The following is a 21,703-nucleotide window of genomic DNA, read 5'->3' as shown; positions in this document are numbered from 1 at the left end:
TCACGCCCCGATGACCTGCTGGAACTTGCCCTCGTACTCCTTCTCCTGTTTCTCGTCCAGGGCCATGAACACCTTGGACTTCGACAGCAGGGCCTCGTCGGGGAAGATCAGCGGGTTGGCGGCCAACTTTGGGTCGATCTTCTCCATCTCGGCCTTCGCGCCCTGGACGGGGCAGATGTAGTTGACGTACGCGGCGAGCTTCGCGGCGACGGCCGGCTGGTAGTAGTAGTTGATCAACTCTTCGGCGTTCGCCTTGTGGGTGGCCTTGTTGGGCACCATCATGTTGTCGCTGAAGAGCATCACGCCGGAGTCGGGCGCGACGAACTTGATCTTGTCGTTCTCCCCGGAGAGCTGGATGACGTCGCCGGACCAGCCGACGCACGCCGCGATGTCGCCCTTGGCGAGGTCGGGGGCGTAGTCGTTGCCGGTGAACCTGCGGATCTGCCCGGAGTCGACGGCCCTCTTGAGCTTGTTGAGCGCGTCGTCGAACTGGGCGGCGGTGAAGTTCGCCGGGTCGTGCCCGTTGGACTGCATCAGCAGGCCCATCGTGTCGCGCATCTCGGACAACGCGGTGACCTTGCCCTTGAGGTCGGGCCGGGTCAGCAGCTCGTCGACGGTGCGGATCTCCTTGGCGACCGACCCGTTGTAGGCGAGGCCGGCCAAACCGGACTGCCACGGGACGGCGATCCGGTTGTCCGGGTCGAACGAGCGGTTGAGCAGCGACGGCAGCAGGTTCGACCTCACGTTGGGGATCTTCGCCGGGTCGAGCTTCTGGATCCAGCCGAGCCGGATCATCCGGGCGGCCATCCAGTCGGTGAGCACGATGATGTCCCGCCCGGTGCCCTGACAGGCGGCGAGCTGGTTCTGCACCTTGCCGAAGAACTCGTTGTTGTCGTTGATGTCCTCGGTGTAGGTGACCTGGATGCCGCTGGAGGCGACGAACGCATCCAGGCTGGGACGCTTCGATTCGTCGGACTCGTCGACGTCCATGTACTGCGGCCAGTTCGAGAACGCCAGCTTCTTCTCCGTGCCGGAGAGGTCTTCGCTGACGCAGCCAGCCTCGGTCTGCACGGCGCCCTTGGTGCCGCAGCCGGCGAGCGCGCCTGCCGTGGCGAGCATCGCGGCCGAGCCGAGGGTGCCGGTGAGCAGACCACGCCGGGTGAGGGGCCGGAGGGGAGTTCGCATGTGACGACTCCTAGAGGGTCATCGTCGGCGGGCGGGACGGGGGAGGCCCGACGTCGGGAGGGTCTTCAGGCGATGGACGACTGATCCTGACATGCGCTGACCTGCCTCACAAGGGATTCCGTTGCCGGCATAGCAATGCACCACGAATTACGCCAGACTGCGCCAGGGCATTACGATCCCGGAGAAGAACCGGACATGGGGGAGCTGACGATGGCCATCCGGCAGCAGGAGAGCGGCAGCGGGGGTCGACGCGTCGCCGTGCGCGAAGGAGCCAGTCACGTTCTGCTGGACGACGTCGCCAAGCAGATCATCGAGCAGCTCCAGGAGGACGGCCGCCGGCCGTACGCGACGATCGGCAAGGCGGTCGGGCTGTCCGAGGCGGCGGTGCGCCAGCGGGTGCAGCGGCTGCTCGACGCCGGGGTCATGCAGATCGTCGCGGTCACCGACCCGCTCCAGCTCGGCTTCCCCCGGCAGGCCATGATCGGCCTGCGCACCGACGGCGACCTGGAGACGGTGGCCGACCGGCTCGCCGAGTTCGAGGAGGTCGACTACGTGGTGATCACCGCCGGGTCGTTCGACCTGCTCGCCGAGGTGGTGTGCCGCAACGACGCCCACCTGCTGGAGATCCTGCAACGACTGCGCGCCGTCGACGGGGTGCTCGCCACCGAGGCGTTCGTCTACCTCAAGCTGCGCAAGCAGACCTATAGCTGGGGCACGGCCTGAGCCTGCCCGCGCATCCGGCCCGAACGCGCGCCACCGGGCCGGACGGAAGGATCCGTTGGGCGCCCTTTGGAGCTGCCCCGTTTGAGCTACCGCAACCGGACGAACCCGCGGCACCACCGTCAGACGGACGCTCAGCCACCGCCACCGGACGAACCCACAGGACCGCACACCCCCGTGCGGGCCGACGGCACCGCGTCCTCAGCGAACCAGCAGGACCGCGCACACCCCCGTGCGGGCCGGCGGCACCGCGTCCTCAGCGAACCAGCAGGACCGCACGCACCCCGTAGCGGGCCGGCGGCACCGCGCCCTCAGCGAACCAGCAGGACCGCACCCGGGCGGGGTGGACACGGCCGAGCCTGCCGGTGCTACGCGCCCCGCGCGAGCACCTGCCCGGTAGCACGAACGGGGCAGCTCCAAAGGGGCGTCACTCGACCTTGCCTCCTGCGCGGGACTTGCCCGAGCGGGCCACGGGAGGCCAACCCCGACCGCTTCTCGCAATGCGGATTCCGTTGCGAGTTCCCGCACAGCCTCGCTGATTCCGTTGCGCCTGGAGCATAGAGCCACCGATACCACTTGCCCTTGGACCTTCGGCTGTGGGATAACCGTGGGCAGAGCGGCCGGTGTCACCCCTGACCGGCCCGAGAACCGATGGGGCTGACATGGCCAACGCCACCGACCACCTCTGGATGCACTTCACCCGGATGGCCAGCTACTCGGCCGGCGAGGTGCCGACGATCGTGCGCGGCGAGGGCGCGTACGTGTGGGACTCGCAGGGCCGGCGCTACCTGGACGGGCTGGCCGGGCTCTTCGTCGTCAACGCGGGCCACGGGCGCACCGAGCTGGCCGAGGCCGCCGCGAAGCAGGCCGGCGAGCTGGCCTACTTCCCGCTGTGGTCGTACGCCCACCCGAAGGCCGTGGAGCTGGCCGAGAAGATCGCCTCGTTGACCCCCGCCGACCTGAACCGGGTCTTCTTCACCACCGGCGGCTCCGAGGCCGTCGAGGCGGCGTGGAAGCTGGCCCGGGCGTACTTCAAGCGGACCGGCAAGCCCAACAAGTACAAGGTCGTCAGCCGGTACCTCGCGTACCACGGCACGTCGATGGGCGCGCTGTCGATCACCGGGCTGCCCGGCATCAAGACCGACTTCGAGCCGCTGGTGCCCGGCGCGGTGAAGGTGCCGAACACCAACTTCTACCGGGCCGCGGAGCACGGCGACTCGCCCGAGGCGTTCGGCCATTGGGCTGCCGAGGAGATCCGACGGGCGATCGAGCGGGAGGGGCCGGACACCGTCGCGGCGGTCTTCCTGGAGCCGGTGCAGAACTCCGGCGGCTGCTTCCCGCCGCCGCCCGGGTACTTCGAGCGGGTCCGCGAGATCTGCGACGCGTACGACGTGCTGCTCGTCTCCGACGAGGTGATCTGCTCGTGGGGCCGGCTCGGCGAGTACTTCGGCGCGGTCCGGTACGGCTACCGCCCGGACATCATCACCACCGCGAAGGGCATCACCTCCGGGTACGCCCCGCTCGGCGCGATGATCGCCAGCGACCGGCTGATGGAGCCGTTCCTCACCGAGACCGGCATGTTCGCCCATGGGGTGACCTTCGGCGGTCACCCGGTCTCCTGCGCCGTGGCGCTGGCCAACCTGGAGGTGTTCGCCCGGGAGGACCTGGTCGGGCACGTCCGGGCCAACGAGGACGCCTTCCGCGCCACCCTGGAGAAGCTGCACGACCTGCCGATCGTCGGCGACGTGCGCGGCGACGGGTACTTCTACGGCATCGAGCTGGTGAAGGACAAGGCGACCCGGGCGACGTTCGACGAGGCCGAGTCGGAGCGGCTGCTGCGCGGGTTCCTCTCCACCGCGCTGTTCTCCGCCGGGCTGTACTGCCGGGCCGACGACCGGGGCGACCCCGTCGTGCAGCTCGCCCCGCCGCTGATCGCCGAGCAGAAGCAGTTCGACGAGATGGAGCAGATCCTGCGCGCGGTGCTCACCGAGGCGTGGGCGCGGCTGTAGGCCGAGCCGACGCGAACCCGGGCCGTCGCATGCGCTACCAGGAGCTGTCGTACTGGCTGTCCACGGTGGGCGAGTCGTTGGCGCCCCGCCCGCCCCTGGGCGGGGACGCCGACGTCGACGTCGCGATCGTCGGGGCCGGGTACACCGGGCTGTGGACGGCGTACTACCTCGCGCTCGCCGACCCCACGCTGCGGATCACGGTGCTGGAGGCCGAGGTCGCCGGGTTCGGCGCGTCGGGGCGCAACGGCGGCTGGTGCTCGGCGCTGTTCCCCACCTCGCTGCCGGCGCTGGCCCGCCGGCACGGCCGGGACGCGGCGCTGCGGATGCAGCGGGCCATGCAGGCCACCGTCCGCGAGGTGGGACGGGTGATCGCCGCCGAGGGGATCGACTGCGACTGGCGACTCGGCGGGACGGTGATGCTGGCCCGCAGCGAGGCCCAACTCGGCCGGGCCCGCGCGGAGGTCGCCGAGGCCCGCACGCACGGCCTGACCGCCGACGACCTGGTGCTGCTCGACGCGGCCGAGGCCGCCGCGCGCTGCGCCGCCGAAGGGGTACGCGGCGGCACGTACACCCCGCACTGCGCCGTGGTGCACCCGGCCCGGCTGGTGCGCGGGCTGGCCCGGGCGGTCGAGCGCCGGGGGGTGACCATCCACGAGCGGACCCCGGTGACCGCGATCCGGGCCGGGGCGGCCGTGACCCCGGCCGGGACGGTCCGCGCGCCGGTGGTCGTGCGGGCGACCGAGGGGTACACGCCGGCGCTGCCCGGCCAGCGGCGCACGGTCGCGCCGGTCTACTCACTGATGGTGGCCACCGAGCCGCTGCCGGAGCAGACCTGGGCGCGGATCGGGCTGGCCGAGCGGGAGACGTTCTCCGATCACCGCCATGTGATCGTCTACGGGCAGCGCACGGCCGACGGGCGGCTGGCGTTCGGCGGGCGGGGCGCGCCGTACCACTTCGGGTCCCGGGTCCGCCCCGACTTCGACCGGGAGCCACGGGTCTTCGCCGCGCTGCGCCGGGCGCTGGGCGAGCTGTTCCCGGTGCTCGGGCCACAGGTCGCGGTGACGCACACCTGGGGCGGCCCGCTGGGGGTGGCCCGCGACTGGTCGGCCTCGGTCGGGCTGGACCGGGCGACCGGGCTGGCCTGGGCCGGCGGGTACGTCGGCGACGGGGTCGCGACCACGAACCTCGCCGGGCGTACGCTCGCCGACCTGATCCGGGGCGCGGACAGCGACCTGACCGACCTGCCGTGGGTGGGGCACCGCTCGCCGCGCTGGGAGCCGGAGCCGCTGCGCTGGCTGGCCGTCAACGCGGGTCTGCGGGTCATGCTCTCCGCCGACCGGGCCGAGCTGCGCACGGGCCGGCCGGCCCGGCGGGCCGCGCTGTTTGACCGCTTCCTGGGCCAGTGACCGCCTGCGGTGATCGGTGGGCCCCCGGCGGTCAGTGGTTCGGGGGGATCACCCGGAGGTGGCCACGGCGGCCGGTCTGCGGGTTCTGGTGCTGCGGGCCGCCGCTCTGCTCGTCGCCCGGAGGGCGGGGCGGCGCGGGGCGGGCGGCCTCGCGAACCGCCTCGGCGAGGGCGACCAGGTCGTCGGTGGTGGGCGGCGGGGGCTCGAACTCGCCCTCGTGGCGGACCACGTTCCAGCCCCGGGGGGCGGTGAGGCTGCGCGCGTGCGGCTCGCAGAGGTCGTACGTGTGGGGTTCGGCGAAGGCCGCGAGCGGCCCGACCACGGCTGTCGACTCGTTGTAGACATAGGTCAATGTGGCGACCGCTTGCCGGGGGCAGCCGTTCCGGGAGCAGCGCCGTGTTGACCTCACGGCGGGAGGGTATCCCCATTACCGGGTCCGGCGCACTGGTTCGCGTTGCGACACGCCCGTCATCGAGATCACAATTCGCAACATCCGACGCAGCGGGCGGTGACCGGCCATGGGTCGGCGCGCCGCAGGAGCGGCACAGCCACGGACCGGGCGGCCCGGCGGGCTACTCTTTGCGTCATGACCAGTCCGGAACGCCGCCGCCCCGGCTCCGGCCGGCGTGCCCACCGTGACCGGCACGGGCGGGGCCTGCGCGGGCGGCTGGTGCCGGCGACCGTGCCGTTGGCCCGGACGAAGGCCGAGGTCTTCGACGATCTCGTGCTCGACACGGTGGAGACCCTCGAACGGCGGTTCGCCAAGGAACTGGCGGGCGTCGAGTTCGCGGTGGAAGACGTCCCGCCGGACCTGAACGTGTACGACTCCGACGTGCTGGAGGACGGTGAGGTGCCGCTCGCCCGGCTGTTGCCGGGGCGCCCCGGCCGGCAGGAGGTCCCGCCGCGCATCGTGCTCTACCGCCGGCCGCTGGAGTTCCGGGCCATGGACCGGGAGGACCTGGCCGACCTGGTGCACGACGTGATCATCGAGCAGGTGGCGAACCTGCTCGGCGTCGACCCGGACGAGCTGGCATAGTCCTCGCCGCGCCCCGGGGCAGGGCCGCCGCGCTGCCCTCGGGTATCGCCGCCGCGCACCCCCCGCACGGCCCTCCGCCCGCCCCGGACGCCCGAGCCGGGCGGCCCCCACCGCCCCGGCCCGGCAACGCTCAGGCGGCCCGCCGCTTGAGCTTGCGCCGCTCCCGTTCCGAGAGCCCACCCCAGATCCCGAACCGCTCGTCGTGGCCGAGAGCGTATTCCAGGCATTCGGTCTTGACCTCGCACCGCGAGCAGATCCGCTTCGCCTCGCGGGTCGAGCCGCCCTTCTCGGGGAAGAACGCCTCCGGATCGGTCTGGGAGCAGAGTGCCTGCTCCTGCCACTCCGGCGCGTTTCCGAGCAGGTCGGCCACCTCAAGCTGGCCGTCCATCTAAAGATGCCTCCTTGTCGCGCACCGGCGTCATCGCCGCTGCAACCCCCCACGCGAAAGGCGTGCCTGTCCGCCCGGTCCCCATTTGTTGCGTTCCGTGCGAACAACCCCATTCAAATTACACGCGTGTAATGCGTGCGCCGTCAAGCCGAACTTGATAATGGAGTCGCCCTCCCGACACGCCGCAGACGACCACTGTGGCCGTCCGACCTCGCAACCTGCCCTATCGATTCAGACCCCGGACGAGTAACGCCCTCCCCGGCGAGTTGCGCGAGTTTTCTGCCGCGGCGGGCCACCGACCGGCTCCCCGAACCCGACGGAGCACCCCCGGCGGTGGAACCCACCGCGATGCTGATCTTGGTGGGGCACAGGTTAACGCGACTGGGGCGAGACTGCCCATCCTGCCCGAAACGCCGACAGCGCCCCGTCCACATAATGGACGGGGCGCAGCGGTCAGATCTGAGCCGTGGGTCAGTTCCCTACTGGAGGCGCGCTGGTGGGCCAGGTGAACTCCGCGACCACTCCCCCGGTCACGGCCACCGTACCGGCGGGTGTGTCATCGTCCCACCAGACGGTATAGAGCCCTGCCGAAAGATCGGGGTAGACGGCACTGTGGAAGGTGCCGTCCTGAACGATGCGCTCGCGGACCGCGACGTGGGTGCGCGCGGCGCCCTCCCGGTCGGCCCGACTGATCTCGATCTCCCGGCCGTGCAGTTCCCGTCCCGTGTAGATGATCAGGGCGCCTGAGTCGCCGCCCAGGTCGAGGACGACGGTGCCGGTTTCCGTCGGCCCGTACGCGTGGTGGTGATGAGGGTGCTCGTGCATCGGCTCACTCCGTCCGGGTCAGGATGACGCCGGCGGGTTGTTGAACCCGTCGTATGGCGTACCGAGGAAGGGAAAGTTCCGCAGGAACGGGGCGGTCACGTCGGCGGCGCTCAGCCCCGGGGTGACCGCGCCGGCCGCCGCGTCCGGGGTGAACCCCTTGTCCACCAACGGCACGGTGACCCCGGCGATGGCGCGCAGCGCGATGCTGACCACGTCGTCGGCGACCCGCCGCCCGTTCGGGAACCCGGCCAGGTCGCCGCCGAGCACGCCGAACCGGTCGGGCTTGCCGCTCGGCCGGATCGCCGTGTTCAGCCGCAGCATGTCCGCCTGGACGTCGCCGGTGTTGTTGGAGAAGCCCTGGATCAGCCCGGCCGGGATGCCGGTGAGCAGGATCGCCAGCAGGTCCGCCCGGGCCTTCTTGGTCTTGTTCAGCGCGTCCAGCTTGGGGAAGACGCCCGGGTAGAGCACCGGGAGCAGGGCGGCCAGCTCCGGCTGCTCGACGAACTTCGCGAACCGCTTGTCCTCCGTGGGCGGCAACGTGTTCCACTCGTCCTTCTTGGACATCGGCACGATGACCTCGTTGAACAACGGGTTGCCGAGCCGCGACACCTGCACGAACGGGCCGGTCGCGGTGTCCTTTGCCGAGCCGTTGCCGAGCACGCGCGCCTGCTGGCGCGAAGCCGAGGTCCACACGCCGATGACCGAGGCCCGGTCGTGCGTGCCGTACCGGTTGGCCTTGCGGCGCACCCGGCTCAGCGGGACCTGCACGGCGAGGCTGTGCACGTTCATCCGGTCGGTGGCGTTGACCGGCTCCCCCTCGGCCTTGAACAGCTTCTTGCCGGCCACGTGCAACTGCTGGAAGGGCCGCAGGGTGCCCAGGTCGAAAATCGCCCCCAGGTCGACGAAGAAGCCGTCGGCCCGCTGGCCGGCGAACACCTTCTCCCCGGTCGACAGGCTGAACGTGGCCTGCCGGGCCAGCGCCGCGTAGTTGGGGGTGGACAGCGGCCCGACGTTGCACGGCGGGCAGGCCAGCTTGTTGGCCAGCCGGTGCTCCTTGCCGTCGGCGATGCGGGTCAGCGAGTAGAACTGCTTGCGGTTCCAGTTCTTGCTGTCCAGCGACTCGATCGGGCCGGTGTTGTAGAGAAAGCTGTTCGGATTCGTGATCTCGGTGGTGAATTCGAACCGGTAGGTGACGTCCGGCTTGCCGTCACCGTCGTTGTCGATATGGATCTCGTACCGCACGTCGTCGCCGAACTCGAAGAAGTTCGGGCCGCCGGAGGGGAGCTGCAACGGCACGTAGTTGGCGATCAGCGTGACCGTGTCGGGCCGGTCGGGGCTCACGAACGCGTACAGGTCGGAGCTGTCGGCAACCGGATCTTTCGCGATCTCCGGAGCCTCGCGGTGGGAAGACATGGCGGACCAACCTCACTGGGCAGCAAGCGATCAGGGGAAGAGTGGAGGGGGCCGGCGCGCCGAGGGCCGGCGCCGGAGAACGGGACCGGGCCGGGTCAGCGCTTGCCGGCAGCGCGCCGCAGCCGGTCCGCCAGGCCGCGGTCGCGTACCTCGATCCGGGACGTGCCGACGAAGACGTCCAGCGTCTCGCCACCACGCAGGTGCACGACGATGGGCTCGTCCTTCTTCCCGCCGGACGACGGGGAGTTCTGCGCCGCGGACAGCCCGGGGACGGTGAGCGCGGCGGCCCCGAGAGTGGCGCTCGCCGCGGCGGTCAACGTCTGCCGGCGGGTCAGTCGCGGCCATCGCCGCTTCCGCTGATCACTGGACATGGGCAACCTTTCCGGCGCGTGGCGCGTGCCGCGCCCGCGGTGACGGGGGGCGGGGCCGGCCGACCGCCGGGCCCGCGGGGGCCGCCGGCCGCGGTTCTGGCCTCAACCGCCGCCGGCATGCAGTGGTACGGCTCCGATGCCGGAAAGGTTCGACGCTACGGCCGAACGTGACCGTAGGCCGTCGTCCTCTTGCGCGCCGGTCGCCCGGCCCGCGCCGCGATGGCCCGCAACTGCTCCTCGGTACGCGCCGAGCCGTTGCCCGAGCCGGCCATCCGGGAGATCGTCTCCTCCATCAGGGTGCCGCCCAGGTCGTTGCAGCCCCCGTTCAGCATCGCCGCCGTCCCGGCGTCGCCGAGCTTCACCCAGGAACACTGGATGTTGTCGATCCGGCCGTGCAGCAGCAGCCGGGCCATCGCGTGCACCGCCCGGTTCTCCCGCCACGTCGGGCCGGGCCGGGCGATGCCGGCCAGGTAGATCGGGGCGTTGGTGTGCACGAACGGCAGCGCCACGAACTCGGTGAACCCGCCGGTGCGGTCCTGCACCCCGACCAGCACCCGGAAGTGGGCCAGCCACTGCCCCGGGTGGTCGACGTGACCGTACATCATGGTGGAGCTGGACCGGATGCCCAGCTCGTGGGCCGTCGAGACCACCTCGACCCAGGCGGCGGCCGGCAGCTTGCCCTTGGTGAGCACCCAGCGCACCTCGTCGTCGAGGATCTCGGCGGCGGTGCCCGGGATGGTGTCCAGGCCGGCGTCACGCAGCCCGATCAGCCACTCCTTCACCGGCACCCCGGCCTTCGCCGCCGCCGTGACGATCTCCATCGGCGAGAACGCGTGCACGTGCATCCCCGGCACCCGCGCCTTGATCGCCCGGATCAGGTCCGCGTACCCGGTCACCGGCAGCTTCGGATCGATGCCGCCCTGGAGGCAGACCTCGGTCGCGCCGGCCGCCCATGCCTCCTCGGCCCGGTCGGCCACCTGGTCGACGGAGAGCCGGTACGCGTCGGCGTCGCGCTCGCGCTGGGCGAACGCGCAGAACCGGCAGCCCACGTAGCAGACGTTGCTGAAGTTGATGTTGCGGTTGACCACGTAGGTGATGTCGTCGCCGACGGTGTCCCGGCGCACGTCGTCGGCGATCCGGCACAGCACGTCCAGCGCCGGGCCGTCGGCGGCGAACAGGGCGAGCGCGGCGGCGGTGTGCCGGGGGTCGACCAGCGCCGCCGGGTCGTCGGCGGCCAGCCGCAGCCCGGCACGCAGGTCCGCGTCGCCGGAGCCGGCGGTCGCCGCTGTGGCCCCGGTCGTGGCCCCGATCCCGATCTCGGCCCCGGTGCCGGTTCCGCCCGGCCGCCCCCTGTCGGGCTGCGCCGCTCCCGCGAGGCTCGCGTCGGCCTGCGCGGCCACCTCGGACCAGTCGCCGTAGACGCTGTCGAAGTCGCCGCGCCGGTCGGCGGTGCGGCCGGCGGTGTCGATGGTGGCGTGCAGATCCGTCCGCCCACCGCCGAACACCTCCTCCGGCTCCTGCCAGGGGCGGCCCACCGGGCGGGCCGCCTCGACCGCGAGCCCGGTCGCCGGGTCGGCCAGCGCGGACACGTGCGGCAGCAGGCGCGGGTCCAGCCACGGGTCGCCGGCGCGGACGTACTCGGGGTAGATCGTCAGCCGCTCGCGCAGCGTGAAGCCGGCCTCCGCCGTAAGCCGGGCCAACTCGTCGAGCTGCGGCCAGGGGCGCTCCGGGTTGACGTGGTCCGGGGTCACCGGCGAGACGCCGCCCCAATCGTCGATGCCGGCGCGCAGCAGCAGGTCGTACTCGCCGGCGATCAGGTTCGGCGGGGCCTGGATGCGGGCCCCGGGCCCGAGCAGCACCCGGGCCACCGCCACGGTGGCGGCCAAGTCGTGCAGCTCCGCGTCGGGCATGCCGCGCATCGCCGTGTCCGGCTTGGCGCGGAAGTTCTGCACGATCACCTCCTGGAGGTGGCCGTACGCGCGCTGGGCGCGCCGGATCGCGAAGATCGCGTCGACCCGCTCGGCCCGGGTCTCACCGATGCCGATCAGGATGCCGGTGGTGAACGGCACCCCGACCCGGCCGGCGTCGTCGAGCACTCGCAGCCGCACCGCCGGCTCCTTGTCCGGCGAGCCGTGGTGCGGGCCGCCCGGCTCCGACCACAGCCGCGTCGCGGTGGTCTCCAGCATCATGCCCATGCTGGGGGCGACGGGCTTGAGCCGCTGGAGCTCCGACCAGGAGAGCACCCCGGGGTTGAGGTGGGGCAGCAGGCCGGTTTCCTCGAGCACCGCCACCGCGCAGGCGCGCAGGTAGTCGAGGGTGGAGTCGTAGCCGCGCGCGTCCAGCCACTCCCGGGCGGCCGACCAGCGCTGCTCGGGCCGGTCACCGAGGGTGAACAGCGCCTCCTTGCAGCCCTGGGCCGCGCCGGCCCGGGCGATGGCCAGCACCTCGTCGCGGTCGAGGAAGGCGGCCGGCAGCCGGTGCGGAACCGTGGCGAAGGTGCAGTAGTGGCAGCGGTCCCGGCAGAGCCGAGTCAGTGGGACGAAGACCTTCTTGGAGAACGTCACCACGCCGGGGCGACCGGCGTCACGCAGACCGGCGTCGCGGATGTCGCCGGCGACGCGGAGCAGCTCGTCGAGGGCGGCACCCCGGGCGGCGAGCAGGGCTGCGGCCTCGTCGACGTCCAGCGCGAGCCCGGAGGCGGCCCGGCGCAAAGCCCGCTCGATGCTGGCCGCGGTGGGGCCGGGCTCAGTGCGATCAACCATTCGCCCAGCCTATGCGTCGCGCCACCGACCCCAATACCCCAGTCAAACCGGCACACGCTCGACGAACGGGGCGCCCGTGCCTGGGCAGAGCCGCACCGGGCGGGCGCGGCGCCCGCCGGCGGGCGGATGCCCACCGGGCGGGCCCGCCGCCGGGGCGACGGGGGCCCGCCCGGTGGGCGGCGGTTCAGTCCTCGCGCGGAAAGCGCTGGGTGCGGTCGGCGTCGGCGTCCCGCTCACCGGCGGGCCCGCCCGACTCGCCGGGCTGGCGCGGGATGGCCTGGGTCGGGTCTGCCGACGGCGGCTGCCCGAACGGCGGCGCGGACTGCGGCGGGGGGAACGGCGAGGCCGGCTGCGGAGCCGTCTGGGGCGGCGTGAACGGCGGGCCCGGACTGCGGCGGGGCCGGGTACGGGGGCGCGGAGGCCGGCGGCGCGGAGGCCGGAGCGAACGGCGGGGCCGGCTGACCCGTACGGGCCGGGCTGGCCGGCGTACGGGCCGGGCTGGCCGGCGTACGGGCCGGGCTGGCCGGCGTACGGGCCGGGCTGGCCAGCGGTGGGGTAACCGGCCTGCGGGCCGGCCGACGGCCAGCCGCCCTGCTGCCCCGGGCCCCAGCCCTGCGGGCCGGGCTGGCCCGGGTGAGCGGGCTGCTGCGGCCAGCCAGGCTGCGGCTGGCCGTACATCCCGGGGGCCGGCTTGGGCTTCGGGATGAAGTAGAGGGTGCGCCAGATCCGGAAGACGACGAACGCGCCGGACACGAAGATCGCCAGCCAGGCGGCCCGGATCAGCAGGCCGAGGAACGCGTCGAGCACCTCGACCTTGGCCAGCCGGTCGACCGTCCAGATCAGCAGGGTGAGCGCGGCGAGGAGGGCGCCGAAGGCGTACTCGCCCAGCGCCACCTGGGTGATCAGCTTCGCCCGCTGCGCCACGGGGGCGACGTGCGTGGCGAGCAGCACGGCCAGCACCGGCAGCACGGCCGCCTCCAGCCCGGCGAACGAGAAGAAGCCGCTGCCCGCCCGGCCGTAGAAGGTGCTGTACTCGGCCGGGGCGAGCAGCCGGATCAGGCCGACGAACAGGAACACGGCGTTCGCGCCGAGCAGCGCGAGCGCGATCAGTTCGCGGAGCGGGTCGGTAAGTCGGCGGGCCGGGGTGGCGGGGTGGGGCGCGGGCGCCGCGTCACCGGACGCGGGCTCGGCGGGGCTGGTCACGAGCTCCCCCTATTGGTCGGTAACGGGCGGTTGCCGACGTGAGCCTAGTCTCCCCGGGCACCGGCGACCCGGGCGCGGGGCGTGCGGGAGGATGGGCGGCATGCGCATCGTCGTACTGACCGGCGGCATCGGGGGCGCCCGGTTCCTGCTCGGTGTCCGGGCGTACGCCCGTGAGATGGGGGCCGAGGTGACCGCTGTGGTCAACGTCGGCGACGACCTCTACCTGCACGGCCTCAAGGTCTGCCCCGACCTGGACAGCGTCATGTACACCCTCGGCGGCGGCGCGGACCCGGAGCGGGGCTGGGGCCGGGTCGACGAGACGTGGACGGTGAAGTCGGAGCTGGCCGCGTACGGCGCGGAGCCGACCTGGTTCGGGCTCGGCGACCGGGACGTCGCCACCCACCTGGTGCGCACCACGATGCTCAACGGCGGGTACCCGCTGTCGGCGGTCACCGAGGCGCTGGCGACGCGCTGGCAGCCCGGCGTACGGATGCTGCCGGCGACCGACGACCGGCTGGAGACGCACGTGGTGGTGAGCGACCCCGACGGCGGCGGCCAGCGGGCGATCCACTTCCAGGAGTGGTGGATCCGGCACCGCGCCGGCCTGCCCACCCACCGGTTCGTCTTCGTCGGCGCGGAGACGGCGAAGCCCGCCCCCGGCGTGCTCGACGCGATCGCCGCCGCCGACGTGGTGCTGGTCGCGCCGAGCAACCCGGTGGTGAGCATCGCCCCGGTGCTGGCCGTGCCGGGGCTGCGTGAGGCGCTCGCCGACGGGTCGGCCCCGGTGGTCGGGGTGTCCCCGATCATCGGCGGCTCGGCGGTGCGCGGGATGGCCGACCGTTGCCTGGCCGTGCTCGGCGTCGAGTGCAGCGCCGCCGGGGTGGGCGCCCTGTACGGCGGCCGGTCCTCCGGCGGGCTGCTGGACGGCTGGCTGGTGGCCCCCGAGGACGCCGGCGCGGTGGTGCCGGGCGTGCCGGTCCGGGCGGTCCCGCTGCTGATGACCGACGAGGCGGCGACGGCGGCGATGGTCCGGGCGGCGGTGGAGCTGGCATGAGGCTGGAGATCCTGCCGGTGCTGGGCATCGGCGACGTGACCGAGGGCGACGACCTGGCGGCGTTGATCGCGACCGCCGCGCCGTGGCTGCGCGACGGCGACGTGCTGGTGGTGACCAGCAAGATCGTCTCCAAGGCGGAGGGGCGGCTCGTGGACGTGCCGGCCGACGGGCCGGAGCGGCTGGCCGCCCGGGACGAGGTGCTGGCCGCCGAGACCGCCCGGGTGGTGGCCACCCGGGGTGCGACCCAGATCGTGCAGACCCACCACGGCTTCGTGATGGCCTCCGCCGGCATCGACGCCTCGAACGTGGACAAGACCCGGCTGGTGCTGCTCCCGCAGGACCCGGACGCCTCGGCGCGGGCCCTACGGACCGCGCTGCGCGAGCGCTACCGCCTGGACGTCGCGGTGATCGTCACCGACACGATGGGCCGGCCCTGGCGCAACGGCCTCACCGACGTGGCGCTCGGGGTGGCCGGGATGCCGGCGATCCGCGACCACCGGGGCGAGGTCGACCCGTACGGCAACGAGCTCCAGCTCACCCAGATAGCAATAGTGGACGAGCTGGCGGGCGCGGGCGAGCTGATCAAGGGCAAGTGCGACCAGGTCCCCGTCGCCGTGGTGCGCGGGTACCTCACCGCGACCGTCCCGGACGACGGCGTCGGCGCGCGGGCGCTGCTCCGGGATGCGGAGCTGGACCTGTTCTCGCTCGGCACGGCCGAGGCGCGGGCGGCCGGGCTGGCCGCCGCCGCGACGCTGCCCGACGCCCCGGGCGACGCCCCCGCCGACCCGGCGGCGGTGCGGCGGGCCATCGCCGTGGTGGCCGGCGTGGTCGCCCCCGGCACGGTGTTCACCCCCGTCACCGACGACGAGGTACGCGCCGCGCTGAGCGCCGCCGTGCCCGGCTGGCCGGAGCGGGCCACCGCCCTGGTGCTGGGTCACCCGCCGACCCCCGTCGACCCGGCCGGCCTGGTGCGCCTCGGCGCGGACCTGCAACGCCTGCGCACCGCCCTGGCGGCCGAGGGGATCCCGTCGGCACTGCTGCCGCCCCCGCCGGGCAGCACGGCCGGCGCCTGCCTGGCGCTCTGAGGTCACTCCCGCCGGTTGACCGGGTTCTCGAACCCGCGCTCCCGCCGGGGTCAGGCGTCGAGGATGGCGCGGCCCAGCGGGGTGAGGGTGTGCAGGACTGTGTTGCGGTCGCGGTGGCTGACCAGCAGGCCGGCGTTGCGCAGCACGGTCGCGTGCTGGCTCGCCGCCGCCGGGGAGATGCCCAGGCGGCGGGCCACCTCGCCGGTGGTGCAGCCGTCGTCGGTGACCTCCAGCACCGCCGCCCTGGTCCGGCCGAGCAGCGCGGCCAGCGCCTCCCGTCCGGTGCCGGCCTGGGCCGGCGCGCCGCCGTCGCCGGCCGCCGGGACCAGCCCGCCCAGCCGGTCCACCGGATAGACGAGCACCGGCGGCAGGGCCGGGTCGGCCAGCGCCACGGGGGTGGCGGCGCAGAAGAACGACGGCACCAGCAACAGGCCCCGCCCGTCCAGGTGCAGCTCCCGGGTCTCCGGGTAGCCGTGAACCTCCAGCACCCCCGACTCCCAGCGGGCGAGCGGGCGGAGGCTGGTGAGCAGCCCCTCGACACCCCCGTCGAGCAGGGCCCGGGCGCGCCGCATCCGATCCGACTCGATGGCCGCCTGGATGTGCGCCCAGTACGGGGTCAGCGCCAGCTCGCGGTACCGCTCCATCGAGTCGGTCAGGTGGCGCAGCACCTCGGGTTCGCCCCGGGCCAGCGCCGACGCCGAGGAGGGCAGGGAGTGTTCCCCGGCCAACCGGGTGAGGTCCCGATGCAGCAGGTGCACGGGCGTGTTCCGTACCGCCTCCAGCCCCGCAGCCAGCCCCTGAAGGCCCTCGTGCGGGGTGAGGAAGTCGGGAAAGTAGCCCCGCACCGGATTCAGCGCGAACAGCAGCCGCATCGGCTCCCCGCCGACCAGCCGGCGCAGTTCCCGGGAGACGCCCCGACGCCAGCCGGAGGTGAGCGGGTCGGCGCTGCGGACCTGGAGCATGTGCACGCTGAGGATCAGCTCCCAGAGCGGATCCGCGCCCGGGGCCACCCGGGTCCGGAGGACGTCGTCGGGCGAGAAATAGATCTTCAACATTGAAGCACTCCCGTGCCGACGGGCAGAGGGAGTGCCCCGCCGACCGTTCGCACTGTACCTGCGTGGCAGTTATCTCCACCTTTAAGCGTGGGCTGAAAAACCTCGACGTCCCCGGGGGTTTTCGGCATGCTCTGGATTGCCCCGCAACGGGCCGGCCGGTCGTCGGTGCCGGCCCGAGGCGTCGAGGCCGGGGAGGATCCGGCGGACGGGCGGCACCACGAGGGTCTGCGGCCCTTGCTCCGCAGAGGTGTCCCCGTCCGCCCATCCCGCGAGGGCGGTCAGCCGATCCAGAGCGCGACCCGATGGTTTTCGTCCGTGACGTACCAGCAGCGGCCATCGGCCTCGGCCAGCCCCTCGACGTGGTGGAACGGCGCCAGGTCGGCCACGAGCTCGGCCGGGACCAGGTGCCCGGCCGCCTTCTCCAGCCGGAACCGGACGTGCCGCGAGGTCACGTCACCGCCCTGCGGGTGGTCGTCCAGCAGCACCGAGCCCTTGCCCAGCGCGTCGATCGAGCCGACGATCGCCGCGTAGCCGCCGTCGGGCAGCGGCGCGACCGCGCGGAAGCCGGTGAGCGCGCCCGGCGGGGTCACGCCGGTCAGCGCGTACGCGCCCAGGGCCTGCGGCCAGGCCCCACCGTCGAACATCTCGGGCACCCCCGCCACCTCGACGAGGATCGGCTCCCCATCGGTGGTGACCGGGAAACGCAGGCCGAGCAGTACGGTCCCGTGCGGGGTGAACGCCGCCGCCTCCACGTTGAGCGGCAGGTCGTCCTCGGCGAGCCGACTCACCCAGCCCTTCGCCCGGGCGGTGCCCCGGGCCACCGTCTCGACGATGAACCGCTCCCGCACCCGCTGCCCCGGCGGCAGCGTGGCCAGCTCGGCACCGGCCAGCGCGTCGTTGACCGCCCGGTGCAGCCGGAACTGGTTGCGTACCACCCGCACCGGCAGTCGGCCGCCAACGGCGTCGTTCTCGCGGAACCGGGCCACGAACGCCCGGCGGGGACGCAGCGGGCCGCCCTTCGACCCGAAGTGGGAGCCGAAGACGTACACCCAGCCGTCGTGGTGGGCAAGTGCCTCGCCGTCCTCGGTGCGGCCGTTCTCGGCGCCCGCGTCGGCGTCGACGTGGTGCGCGGTCCACCCGCCGTCGTCGTGTTCGAGCAACAGGGCGAGGCACGCCTCGACCGGGCCCTCGTCGAGGACGGTCCAGAAGCCGCGCCGGGCCCCGTGGGCGGCGAGCAGGGTCGGCGAGCGCACCGGCAGCAGGTCGCTGGCCTCGTTGCCGGCGACGACGAACTCGACAAGTCGCATGGTCACCCGCATAGGGTGGCACCCGTGCCAGATGCAAGGAAGGGCCCCCTGTTAACGCATTCGGTAGAGCAGGGGCCCCCGCTTAACGCCCCCGTCCCCAGCTACGCGGCGCTGCACGGCGACGCGACCGCCGTACTCGAAGGCTGGACGCCGACCGGCGCGGTGGCCGGCCGGGCCCGGGACCGCACCCTGGAGCTGCTGGCCGCCGGGCCGGCGGCCCTGGCCCGGGAACACCGGGCGGGTCACGTAACCGCCAGCGCGCTGGTCCTCGACCCGACCGGTGCGCGGGTCCTGCTCTGCCTACATGGCAAGTTCCGCAAGTGGGTGCAACTCGGCGGGCACTGCGAGCCCGGCGACCGGACCCTGGCCGGTGCCGCGCTGCGCGAGGCGAGCGAGGAGTCGGGCATCGCCGGCCTGCTCGTCGACCCGGTCCCGATCGACGTGGACATCCATCCGGTCGGCTGCCAGGGCGGCTCGCTGCACTACGACGTCCGGTTCGCCGTCTTCGCACCGGCCGGCGCGACGGAGCGGGTCAGCGACGAGTCCGAGGCGCTCGGCTGGTTCCCGCCGGACCGGCTGCCGGAACCGCTGGCCGGCGGCACCGCCCAACTCGTCGCCCCGGCCCTGGCCGCCCTGCGTCGCCGGGCCGGCTGACCCGGCGGAATCCCGCGCCGGGCGGCGTCCACGGCCGCCGGCCGACCCGGTGCGGGCGGGCGGCGGACCCGGCGCTGCCGCCCGCCGCAGTCAGACCAGGTTCTCCTCGCCGCGTTCCTTCAGCTCGTCGACCAGGGCCTTCACGTCCTGGGCGCGGTCGCGGGGGCAGACCAGCACGGCGTCCGGGGTGTCGACCACGATCAGGTCGTGTACGCCGAGGGCGGCCACCAGCCGGCCGGACTGCGGCACCACGACCAGCCCGCTGGAGTCACGCAGCAGCACGCCCGGCTTGGCGTCGGCGCCGAGCACCACGTTGCCGGCCGCGTCGGCCGGCAGCACGTCGCCCAGGGTGTGGAAGTCACCGACGTCGTTCCAGCCGAAGTCACCGGGGACCGTGGCCACCCGCCCGGCGGTCGCCGCGCCCTCCATCACCGCGTAGTCGACAGAGATCTTCGGCAGGGTCGGCCAGACCGTGCCGAGGACGTCGTCCTGCTCGGCGGTGCCCCAGGCGGCGGCGATCGCGGTGATCCCGGCGTGCAGCGCCGGCTGCTGGCGGGCCAGCTCCGCCAGGAACACGTCGACCCGCCAGACGAACATGCTGGCGTTCCAGAGGTGGTGCCCCGAGCGCAGGTACGCCTCGGCGACCTCGGCCGCCGGCTTCTCCTTGAACTCCAGCACCGGCCGCAGCGGGTCGTCGGAGGTCGGGTCGCCGGTGTGCAGGTAGCCGTACCCGGTCTCGGCCCTGGTCGGGGTGATGCCCACTGTCATCAGCAGCCCCCGCTCCGCGCCGGCCACCGCCTGACGGACCGTGGCCCGCCAGGTCTCGGCGTCGCGAATCAGGTGGTCGGCGGCGAACGAGCCCATCACCGCGCCGGGCTCGCGCTGCGCGATCACCGCCGCAGCGAGGGCGATGGCCGCGCAGGAGTCCCGGGGCGAAGGCTCGACGAGGATGTTCTCCTCGGGCAGGCCGGCCAGTTGCCGCGCCACCGCCGCGACGTGCGCGGCTCCGGTGACCACCAGGGTGCGCTCCGGCGTGATCAGCGGCGCCAACCGGTCCACTGTCGCCTGGAGCAGGGAGGCGGGAGTGCCGGTGAGCGGGTGGAGGAACTTGGGATGGCCCGCACGGGACAACGGCCACAACCTTGTGCCGCTGCCGCCCGCCGGGATGACGGCGTAAAGCATCAACACATCATGCCCGAACCAGCATGGTACGGACGCATCGTCACCCCGCGCGGCGTCAGGCGCGGGCCCGGCTCCACGCCGCGATGTGCACCTCGGCGCTGGACTCCCAGGTGAACTCCTTCGCCCGGTCGAAGCCGGCCTTGGCCAGCGACAGCCGGCGCTGCTCGTCGTCGAGCAGGGCGGCCAGGTCGGCGGCGATCTGCTCCGGGGCCTCGCTGGTGTACGCCACCGCGTCGCCACCGACCTCCGGCAGCGACAGCCGCGGCGTGGTCAGCACCGGGGCGGCGCACGCCATCGCCTCCAGGATCGGCAGGCCGAACCCCTCGCCGTACGACGGGTACGCGGCGACCAGCGCACCGCCGAGGAAGCCGGGAAGGTCGGCGTAGCGCAGGTAACCGGGGCGCAGCAGCCGAAGGTGCGACGGCACCTCGGCGACGGCCCGGTCGATGTCGTCGTCGTGCCCCTGGCCGCCGGCGATCACCAGGGCGGGCGGGTCCTTCCGCTCGGCGACCGCGAGCGCCCAGCCCCGGATCAGGTTCGGGACGTTCTTGCGCGGCTCCTTCGCGCCGAGGAAGGCGACGTAGCTGCTGTCGCCCAGCCCCAGCCGCGCCCGGACCCGGGCCTTCTCCTCCTCGCCGGGCGCGTGGAAGGCCGCGTGGTCGACTCCGTGGTACGCGACGTCGATCCGGGTCGGGTCGGCGTCGAGCAGCCGGATCAGCTCGTCCCGGGTGGCCTTGCTGGGCACGATCACCCGGTCGGCCCGGCGCAGCGACGTCTTGATCGCGCTGCGGAAGAACGTGCGGCGGGACTTGTCGTAGTGCTCCGGCTCGGTGAAAAATGTCGCGTCGTGCACGGTCACCGTGACCGGACAACCCGCCCGCAACGGGCAGGTGTAGAAGGGCGAGTGCAGCACCTGCGCGCCGACCTGCTGGGCCAGCAGGGGCAGGCCGGTCTGCTCCCAGGCGAGCCGGGCCGGGCGGTGGGCAACCGCGGCGGGAGCGGCGACGATCTCCGCCCCGGGCAGCATCCGGGAATAGCGCTCCAGGTCAGTGCGCAGGCCGACCACGGCCAGGTCGACCCCTTGGCCGCACACCTTCCCGAGGGCACCGAGCAGGCCGTCGACGTATCGACCGACGCCGCCGCGGTCGGCGGGGACACTCGTGGCGTCGATGAGTACGCGGGGCGGGCGACCGGCGGTCACTGGGCAACTCCTTGCAGTGGCGAATCTGTGGGGAACAACACTCCGGGCAAGCCTACGCCGGAGCCGGGCCCGGTCGCTGACTGCGACCCGACCGATCGCCGACTTGTCACTGCCATTGGATACGGTCCGCAGCGGCGTATCGTTCGCGCCGATGGCCGACAACATTGCCCGGGTGTTCGCCGCCGCGATCGCGCCCGACCCCGCCCGCCCCCTGCTGACCTGGTACGACGACGCCACCGGCGAGCGCACTGAGCTGTCCGGCGCGACGCTGGCGAACTGGGTGGCCAAGACGGCCAACCTGCTGGCCGACGAGGCAGCCGCCGGCCCGGGCGAGTCGGCCGGGGTGCTGCTCCCGCCGCACTGGCAGACCGCCGCCGTGCTGCTCGGCTGCTGGTCGGCCGGACTGGTGGTGGCCGACACACCGGGCCCGGTGGAGGTGCTCTTCGCCGCCGCCGACCGGGTCGCCGAGGCCGACGCCTGGCCGGCCGGCGAGCGGTACGCGTTCGCACTCGCCCCGTTCGCTCTGCCGCTGCGCGAGGTGCCCGCCGGCTTCGCCGACTACGTGGTCGCCGTGCGCGTGCACGGCGACCACTTCACCCCGTACGCCCAGGTTGGGCCGGCCGACGCGGAGCTGCTGGCCCGCGCGACGGCCCGCGCGACGGAGCTGGGGCTCGCCCGGGGCGACCGGGTCATGCTGGACGTGACCGCCCACCCGGACCCGGTCGATTGGCTGCTCGCGCCGCTGGTGGCCGGCGCGTCTACAGTGCTGTGCGCCAACCCCGACCCGGCCCGCCTGCCCGGTCGCGCCGAGACGGAGCGGGTCACCCGCGCCCTGACCTGACAGACG

At 73.4% G+C, this 21,703-nt stretch carries 19 protein-coding genes and 1 pseudogene; 8 read left to right on the top strand and 12 right to left on the bottom strand.

From position 1 onward, the window contains the following. Entirely contained in the window at positions 1–1,185 is a 1,185-nt protein-coding gene (locus MCAG_RS19630) for a spermidine/putrescine ABC transporter substrate-binding protein (protein WP_007074731.1), read from the bottom strand. A 210-nt stretch (positions 1,186–1,395) separates the two neighbouring features. On the opposite strand from MCAG_RS19630, the gene MCAG_RS19625 reads away from it, so the two are divergent. From MCAG_RS19625 to MCAG_RS19615, 3 genes are all read left to right on the top strand, one after another. Further along, on the top strand, positions 1,396–1,908 hold the full coding sequence (locus MCAG_RS19625) for an Lrp/AsnC family transcriptional regulator (protein WP_036377554.1): 513 nt from the start codon (positions 1,396–1,398) through the stop codon (positions 1,906–1,908). Between the two features lie 659 nt (positions 1,909–2,567). Beyond that, on the top strand, positions 2,568–3,914 hold the full coding sequence (locus tag MCAG_RS19620; protein ID WP_007074729.1) for an aspartate aminotransferase family protein: 1,347 nt from the start codon (positions 2,568–2,570) through the stop codon (positions 3,912–3,914). Positions 3,915–3,943: 29 nt separating this feature from the next. After that, entirely contained in the window at positions 3,944–5,320 is a 1,377-nt protein-coding gene (locus tag MCAG_RS19615; protein WP_007074728.1) for an FAD-binding oxidoreductase, read from the top strand. 31 nt (positions 5,321–5,351) lie between these two features. On the opposite strand, the gene MCAG_RS19610 is transcribed toward MCAG_RS19615, so the two are convergent. Next, positions 5,352–5,729, bottom strand: a complete 378-nt coding sequence (locus MCAG_RS19610; RefSeq protein ID WP_007074727.1) for a DUF3499 domain-containing protein — start codon at positions 5,727–5,729, stop codon at positions 5,352–5,354. 177 nt (positions 5,730–5,906) lie between these two features. Between MCAG_RS19610 and MCAG_RS19605 the strand changes: the two genes are divergently transcribed. Next, on the top strand, positions 5,907–6,356 hold the full coding sequence (locus tag MCAG_RS19605; protein WP_007074726.1) for a metallopeptidase family protein: 450 nt from the start codon (positions 5,907–5,909) through the stop codon (positions 6,354–6,356). A 130-nt stretch (positions 6,357–6,486) separates the two neighbouring features. Here the strand turns inward: MCAG_RS19605 and MCAG_RS19600 are convergent, their stop codons facing one another. The 6 genes and pseudogenes from MCAG_RS19600 to MCAG_RS19575 form a co-directional block, all read right to left on the bottom strand. Further along, positions 6,487–6,744 (bottom strand): WhiB family transcriptional regulator, encoded by a 258-nt coding sequence (locus MCAG_RS19600; RefSeq protein WP_007074725.1) that lies wholly within the window; start codon positions 6,742–6,744, stop codon positions 6,487–6,489. A 471-nt stretch (positions 6,745–7,215) separates the two neighbouring features. Next, positions 7,216–7,569, bottom strand: coding sequence for a hypothetical protein (locus tag MCAG_RS19595; RefSeq protein WP_007074724.1), 354 nt, complete (start codon positions 7,567–7,569; stop codon positions 7,216–7,218). 18 nt (positions 7,570–7,587) lie between these two features. Beyond that, positions 7,588–8,982, bottom strand: coding sequence for a DUF4331 domain-containing protein (locus MCAG_RS19590; protein ID WP_007074723.1), 1,395 nt, complete (start codon positions 8,980–8,982; stop codon positions 7,588–7,590). A 95-nt stretch (positions 8,983–9,077) separates the two neighbouring features. Then, positions 9,078–9,353, bottom strand: coding sequence for a hypothetical protein (locus MCAG_RS19585; protein WP_007074722.1), 276 nt, complete (start codon positions 9,351–9,353; stop codon positions 9,078–9,080). Positions 9,354–9,508: 155 nt separating this feature from the next. Continuing rightward, complete coding sequence (locus tag MCAG_RS19580; RefSeq protein WP_007074721.1) at positions 9,509–12,115, bottom strand: bifunctional FO biosynthesis protein CofGH; 2,607 nt, start codon at positions 12,113–12,115, stop codon at positions 9,509–9,511. Between the two features lie 184 nt (positions 12,116–12,299). Beyond that, positions 12,300–13,318, bottom strand: a pseudogene (locus MCAG_RS19575) (hypothetical protein). A 100-nt stretch (positions 13,319–13,418) separates the two neighbouring features. Here MCAG_RS19575 and cofD point away from each other — a divergent pair. Both cofD and MCAG_RS19565 read left to right on the top strand, forming a co-directional pair. Next, complete coding sequence (cofD, locus tag MCAG_RS19570) at positions 13,419–14,372, top strand: 2-phospho-L-lactate transferase (protein WP_036374323.1); 954 nt, start codon at positions 13,419–13,421, stop codon at positions 14,370–14,372. After that, a complete protein-coding gene (locus MCAG_RS19565; RefSeq protein ID WP_036374321.1) occupies positions 14,369–15,457 on the top strand; it encodes a coenzyme F420-0:L-glutamate ligase in 1,089 nt (362 codons plus the stop codon). Before cofD ends, MCAG_RS19565 begins: the two co-directional genes overlap by 4 nt. A 50-nt stretch (positions 15,458–15,507) precedes the next feature. Here the strand turns inward: MCAG_RS19565 and MCAG_RS19560 are convergent, their stop codons facing one another. Together MCAG_RS19560 and MCAG_RS19555 are read right to left on the bottom strand one after the other, a co-directional pair. Next, positions 15,508–16,512: a helix-turn-helix transcriptional regulator gene (locus tag MCAG_RS19560; RefSeq protein ID WP_007074717.1), complete on the bottom strand. Its 1,005-nt coding sequence runs from the start codon at positions 16,510–16,512 to the stop codon at positions 15,508–15,510. Between the two features lie 278 nt (positions 16,513–16,790). Further along, the gene (locus tag MCAG_RS19555) at positions 16,791–17,825 is read right to left on the bottom strand and encodes a hypothetical protein (protein ID WP_036377552.1); all 1,035 of its coding nucleotides are present in this window, start codon (positions 17,823–17,825) and stop codon (positions 16,791–16,793) included. A gap of 42 nt (positions 17,826–17,867) precedes the next feature. Between MCAG_RS19555 and MCAG_RS19550 the strand changes: the two genes are divergently transcribed. Then, a complete protein-coding gene (locus MCAG_RS19550; protein ID WP_007074715.1) occupies positions 17,868–18,473 on the top strand; it encodes an NUDIX hydrolase in 606 nt (201 codons plus the stop codon). A 90-nt stretch (positions 18,474–18,563) separates the two neighbouring features. Here the strand turns inward: MCAG_RS19550 and MCAG_RS19545 are convergent, their stop codons facing one another. Together MCAG_RS19545 and MCAG_RS19540 are read right to left on the bottom strand one after the other, a co-directional pair. Further along, complete coding sequence (locus tag MCAG_RS19545; protein ID WP_036377550.1) at positions 18,564–19,655, bottom strand: mannose-1-phosphate guanylyltransferase; 1,092 nt, start codon at positions 19,653–19,655, stop codon at positions 18,564–18,566. 55 nt (positions 19,656–19,710) lie between these two features. Next, the gene (locus MCAG_RS19540) at positions 19,711–20,856 is read right to left on the bottom strand and encodes a glycosyltransferase family 1 protein (protein WP_007074713.1); all 1,146 of its coding nucleotides are present in this window, start codon (positions 20,854–20,856) and stop codon (positions 19,711–19,713) included. Between the two features lie 151 nt (positions 20,857–21,007). On the opposite strand from MCAG_RS19540, the gene MCAG_RS19535 reads away from it, so the two are divergent. Beyond that, the gene (locus MCAG_RS19535) at positions 21,008–21,697 is read left to right on the top strand and encodes a TIGR03089 family protein (protein ID WP_007074712.1); all 690 of its coding nucleotides are present in this window, start codon (positions 21,008–21,010) and stop codon (positions 21,695–21,697) included. The last annotated feature ends 6 nt before the right edge of the window (positions 21,698–21,703 follow it).

It is taken from the genome of Micromonospora sp. ATCC 39149, assembly GCF_000158815.1.
Lineage (GTDB): Bacteria > Actinomycetota > Actinomycetes > Mycobacteriales > Micromonosporaceae > Micromonospora.
The sequence above is the reverse complement of the archived record's forward strand: the minus strand, read 5'-3'. Positions and strand labels throughout refer to the sequence as shown.

Bases quoted from the DNA above. Each gene is read 5' to 3' on its own strand.
- MCAG_RS19630 (WP_007074731.1), bottom strand. From the start codon at position 1,185: ATGCGAACTCCCCTCCGGCCCCTCACCCGGCGTGGTCTGCTCACCGGC.
- MCAG_RS19625 (WP_036377554.1), top strand. From the start codon at position 1,396: ATGGCCATCCGGCAGCAGGAGAGCGGCAGCGGGGGTCGACGCGTCGCC.
- MCAG_RS19620 (WP_007074729.1), top strand. From the start codon at position 2,568: ATGGCCAACGCCACCGACCACCTCTGGATGCACTTCACCCGGATGGCC.
- MCAG_RS19615 (WP_007074728.1), top strand. From the start codon at position 3,944: ATGCGCTACCAGGAGCTGTCGTACTGGCTGTCCACGGTGGGCGAGTCG.
- MCAG_RS19605 (WP_007074726.1), top strand. From the start codon at position 5,907: ATGACCAGTCCGGAACGCCGCCGCCCCGGCTCCGGCCGGCGTGCCCAC.
- MCAG_RS19600 (WP_007074725.1), bottom strand. From the start codon at position 6,744: ATGGACGGCCAGCTTGAGGTGGCCGACCTGCTCGGAAACGCGCCGGAG.
- MCAG_RS19595 (WP_007074724.1), bottom strand. From the start codon at position 7,569: ATGCACGAGCACCCTCATCACCACCACGCGTACGGGCCGACGGAAACC.
- MCAG_RS19590 (WP_007074723.1), bottom strand. From the start codon at position 8,982: ATGTCTTCCCACCGCGAGGCTCCGGAGATCGCGAAAGATCCGGTTGCC.
- MCAG_RS19585 (WP_007074722.1), bottom strand. From the start codon at position 9,353: ATGTCCAGTGATCAGCGGAAGCGGCGATGGCCGCGACTGACCCGCCGG.
- MCAG_RS19580 (WP_007074721.1), bottom strand. From the start codon at position 12,115: ATGGTTGATCGCACTGAGCCCGGCCCCACCGCGGCCAGCATCGAGCGG.
- cofD (WP_036374323.1), top strand. From the start codon at position 13,419: ATGCGCATCGTCGTACTGACCGGCGGCATCGGGGGCGCCCGGTTCCTG.
- MCAG_RS19565 (WP_036374321.1), top strand. From the start codon at position 14,369: ATGAGGCTGGAGATCCTGCCGGTGCTGGGCATCGGCGACGTGACCGAG.
- MCAG_RS19560 (WP_007074717.1), bottom strand. From the start codon at position 16,512: ATGTTGAAGATCTATTTCTCGCCCGACGACGTCCTCCGGACCCGGGTG.
- MCAG_RS19545 (WP_036377550.1), bottom strand. From the start codon at position 19,655: ATGCTTTACGCCGTCATCCCGGCGGGCGGCAGCGGCACAAGGTTGTGG.
- MCAG_RS19535 (WP_007074712.1), top strand. From the start codon at position 21,008: ATGGCCGACAACATTGCCCGGGTGTTCGCCGCCGCGATCGCGCCCGAC.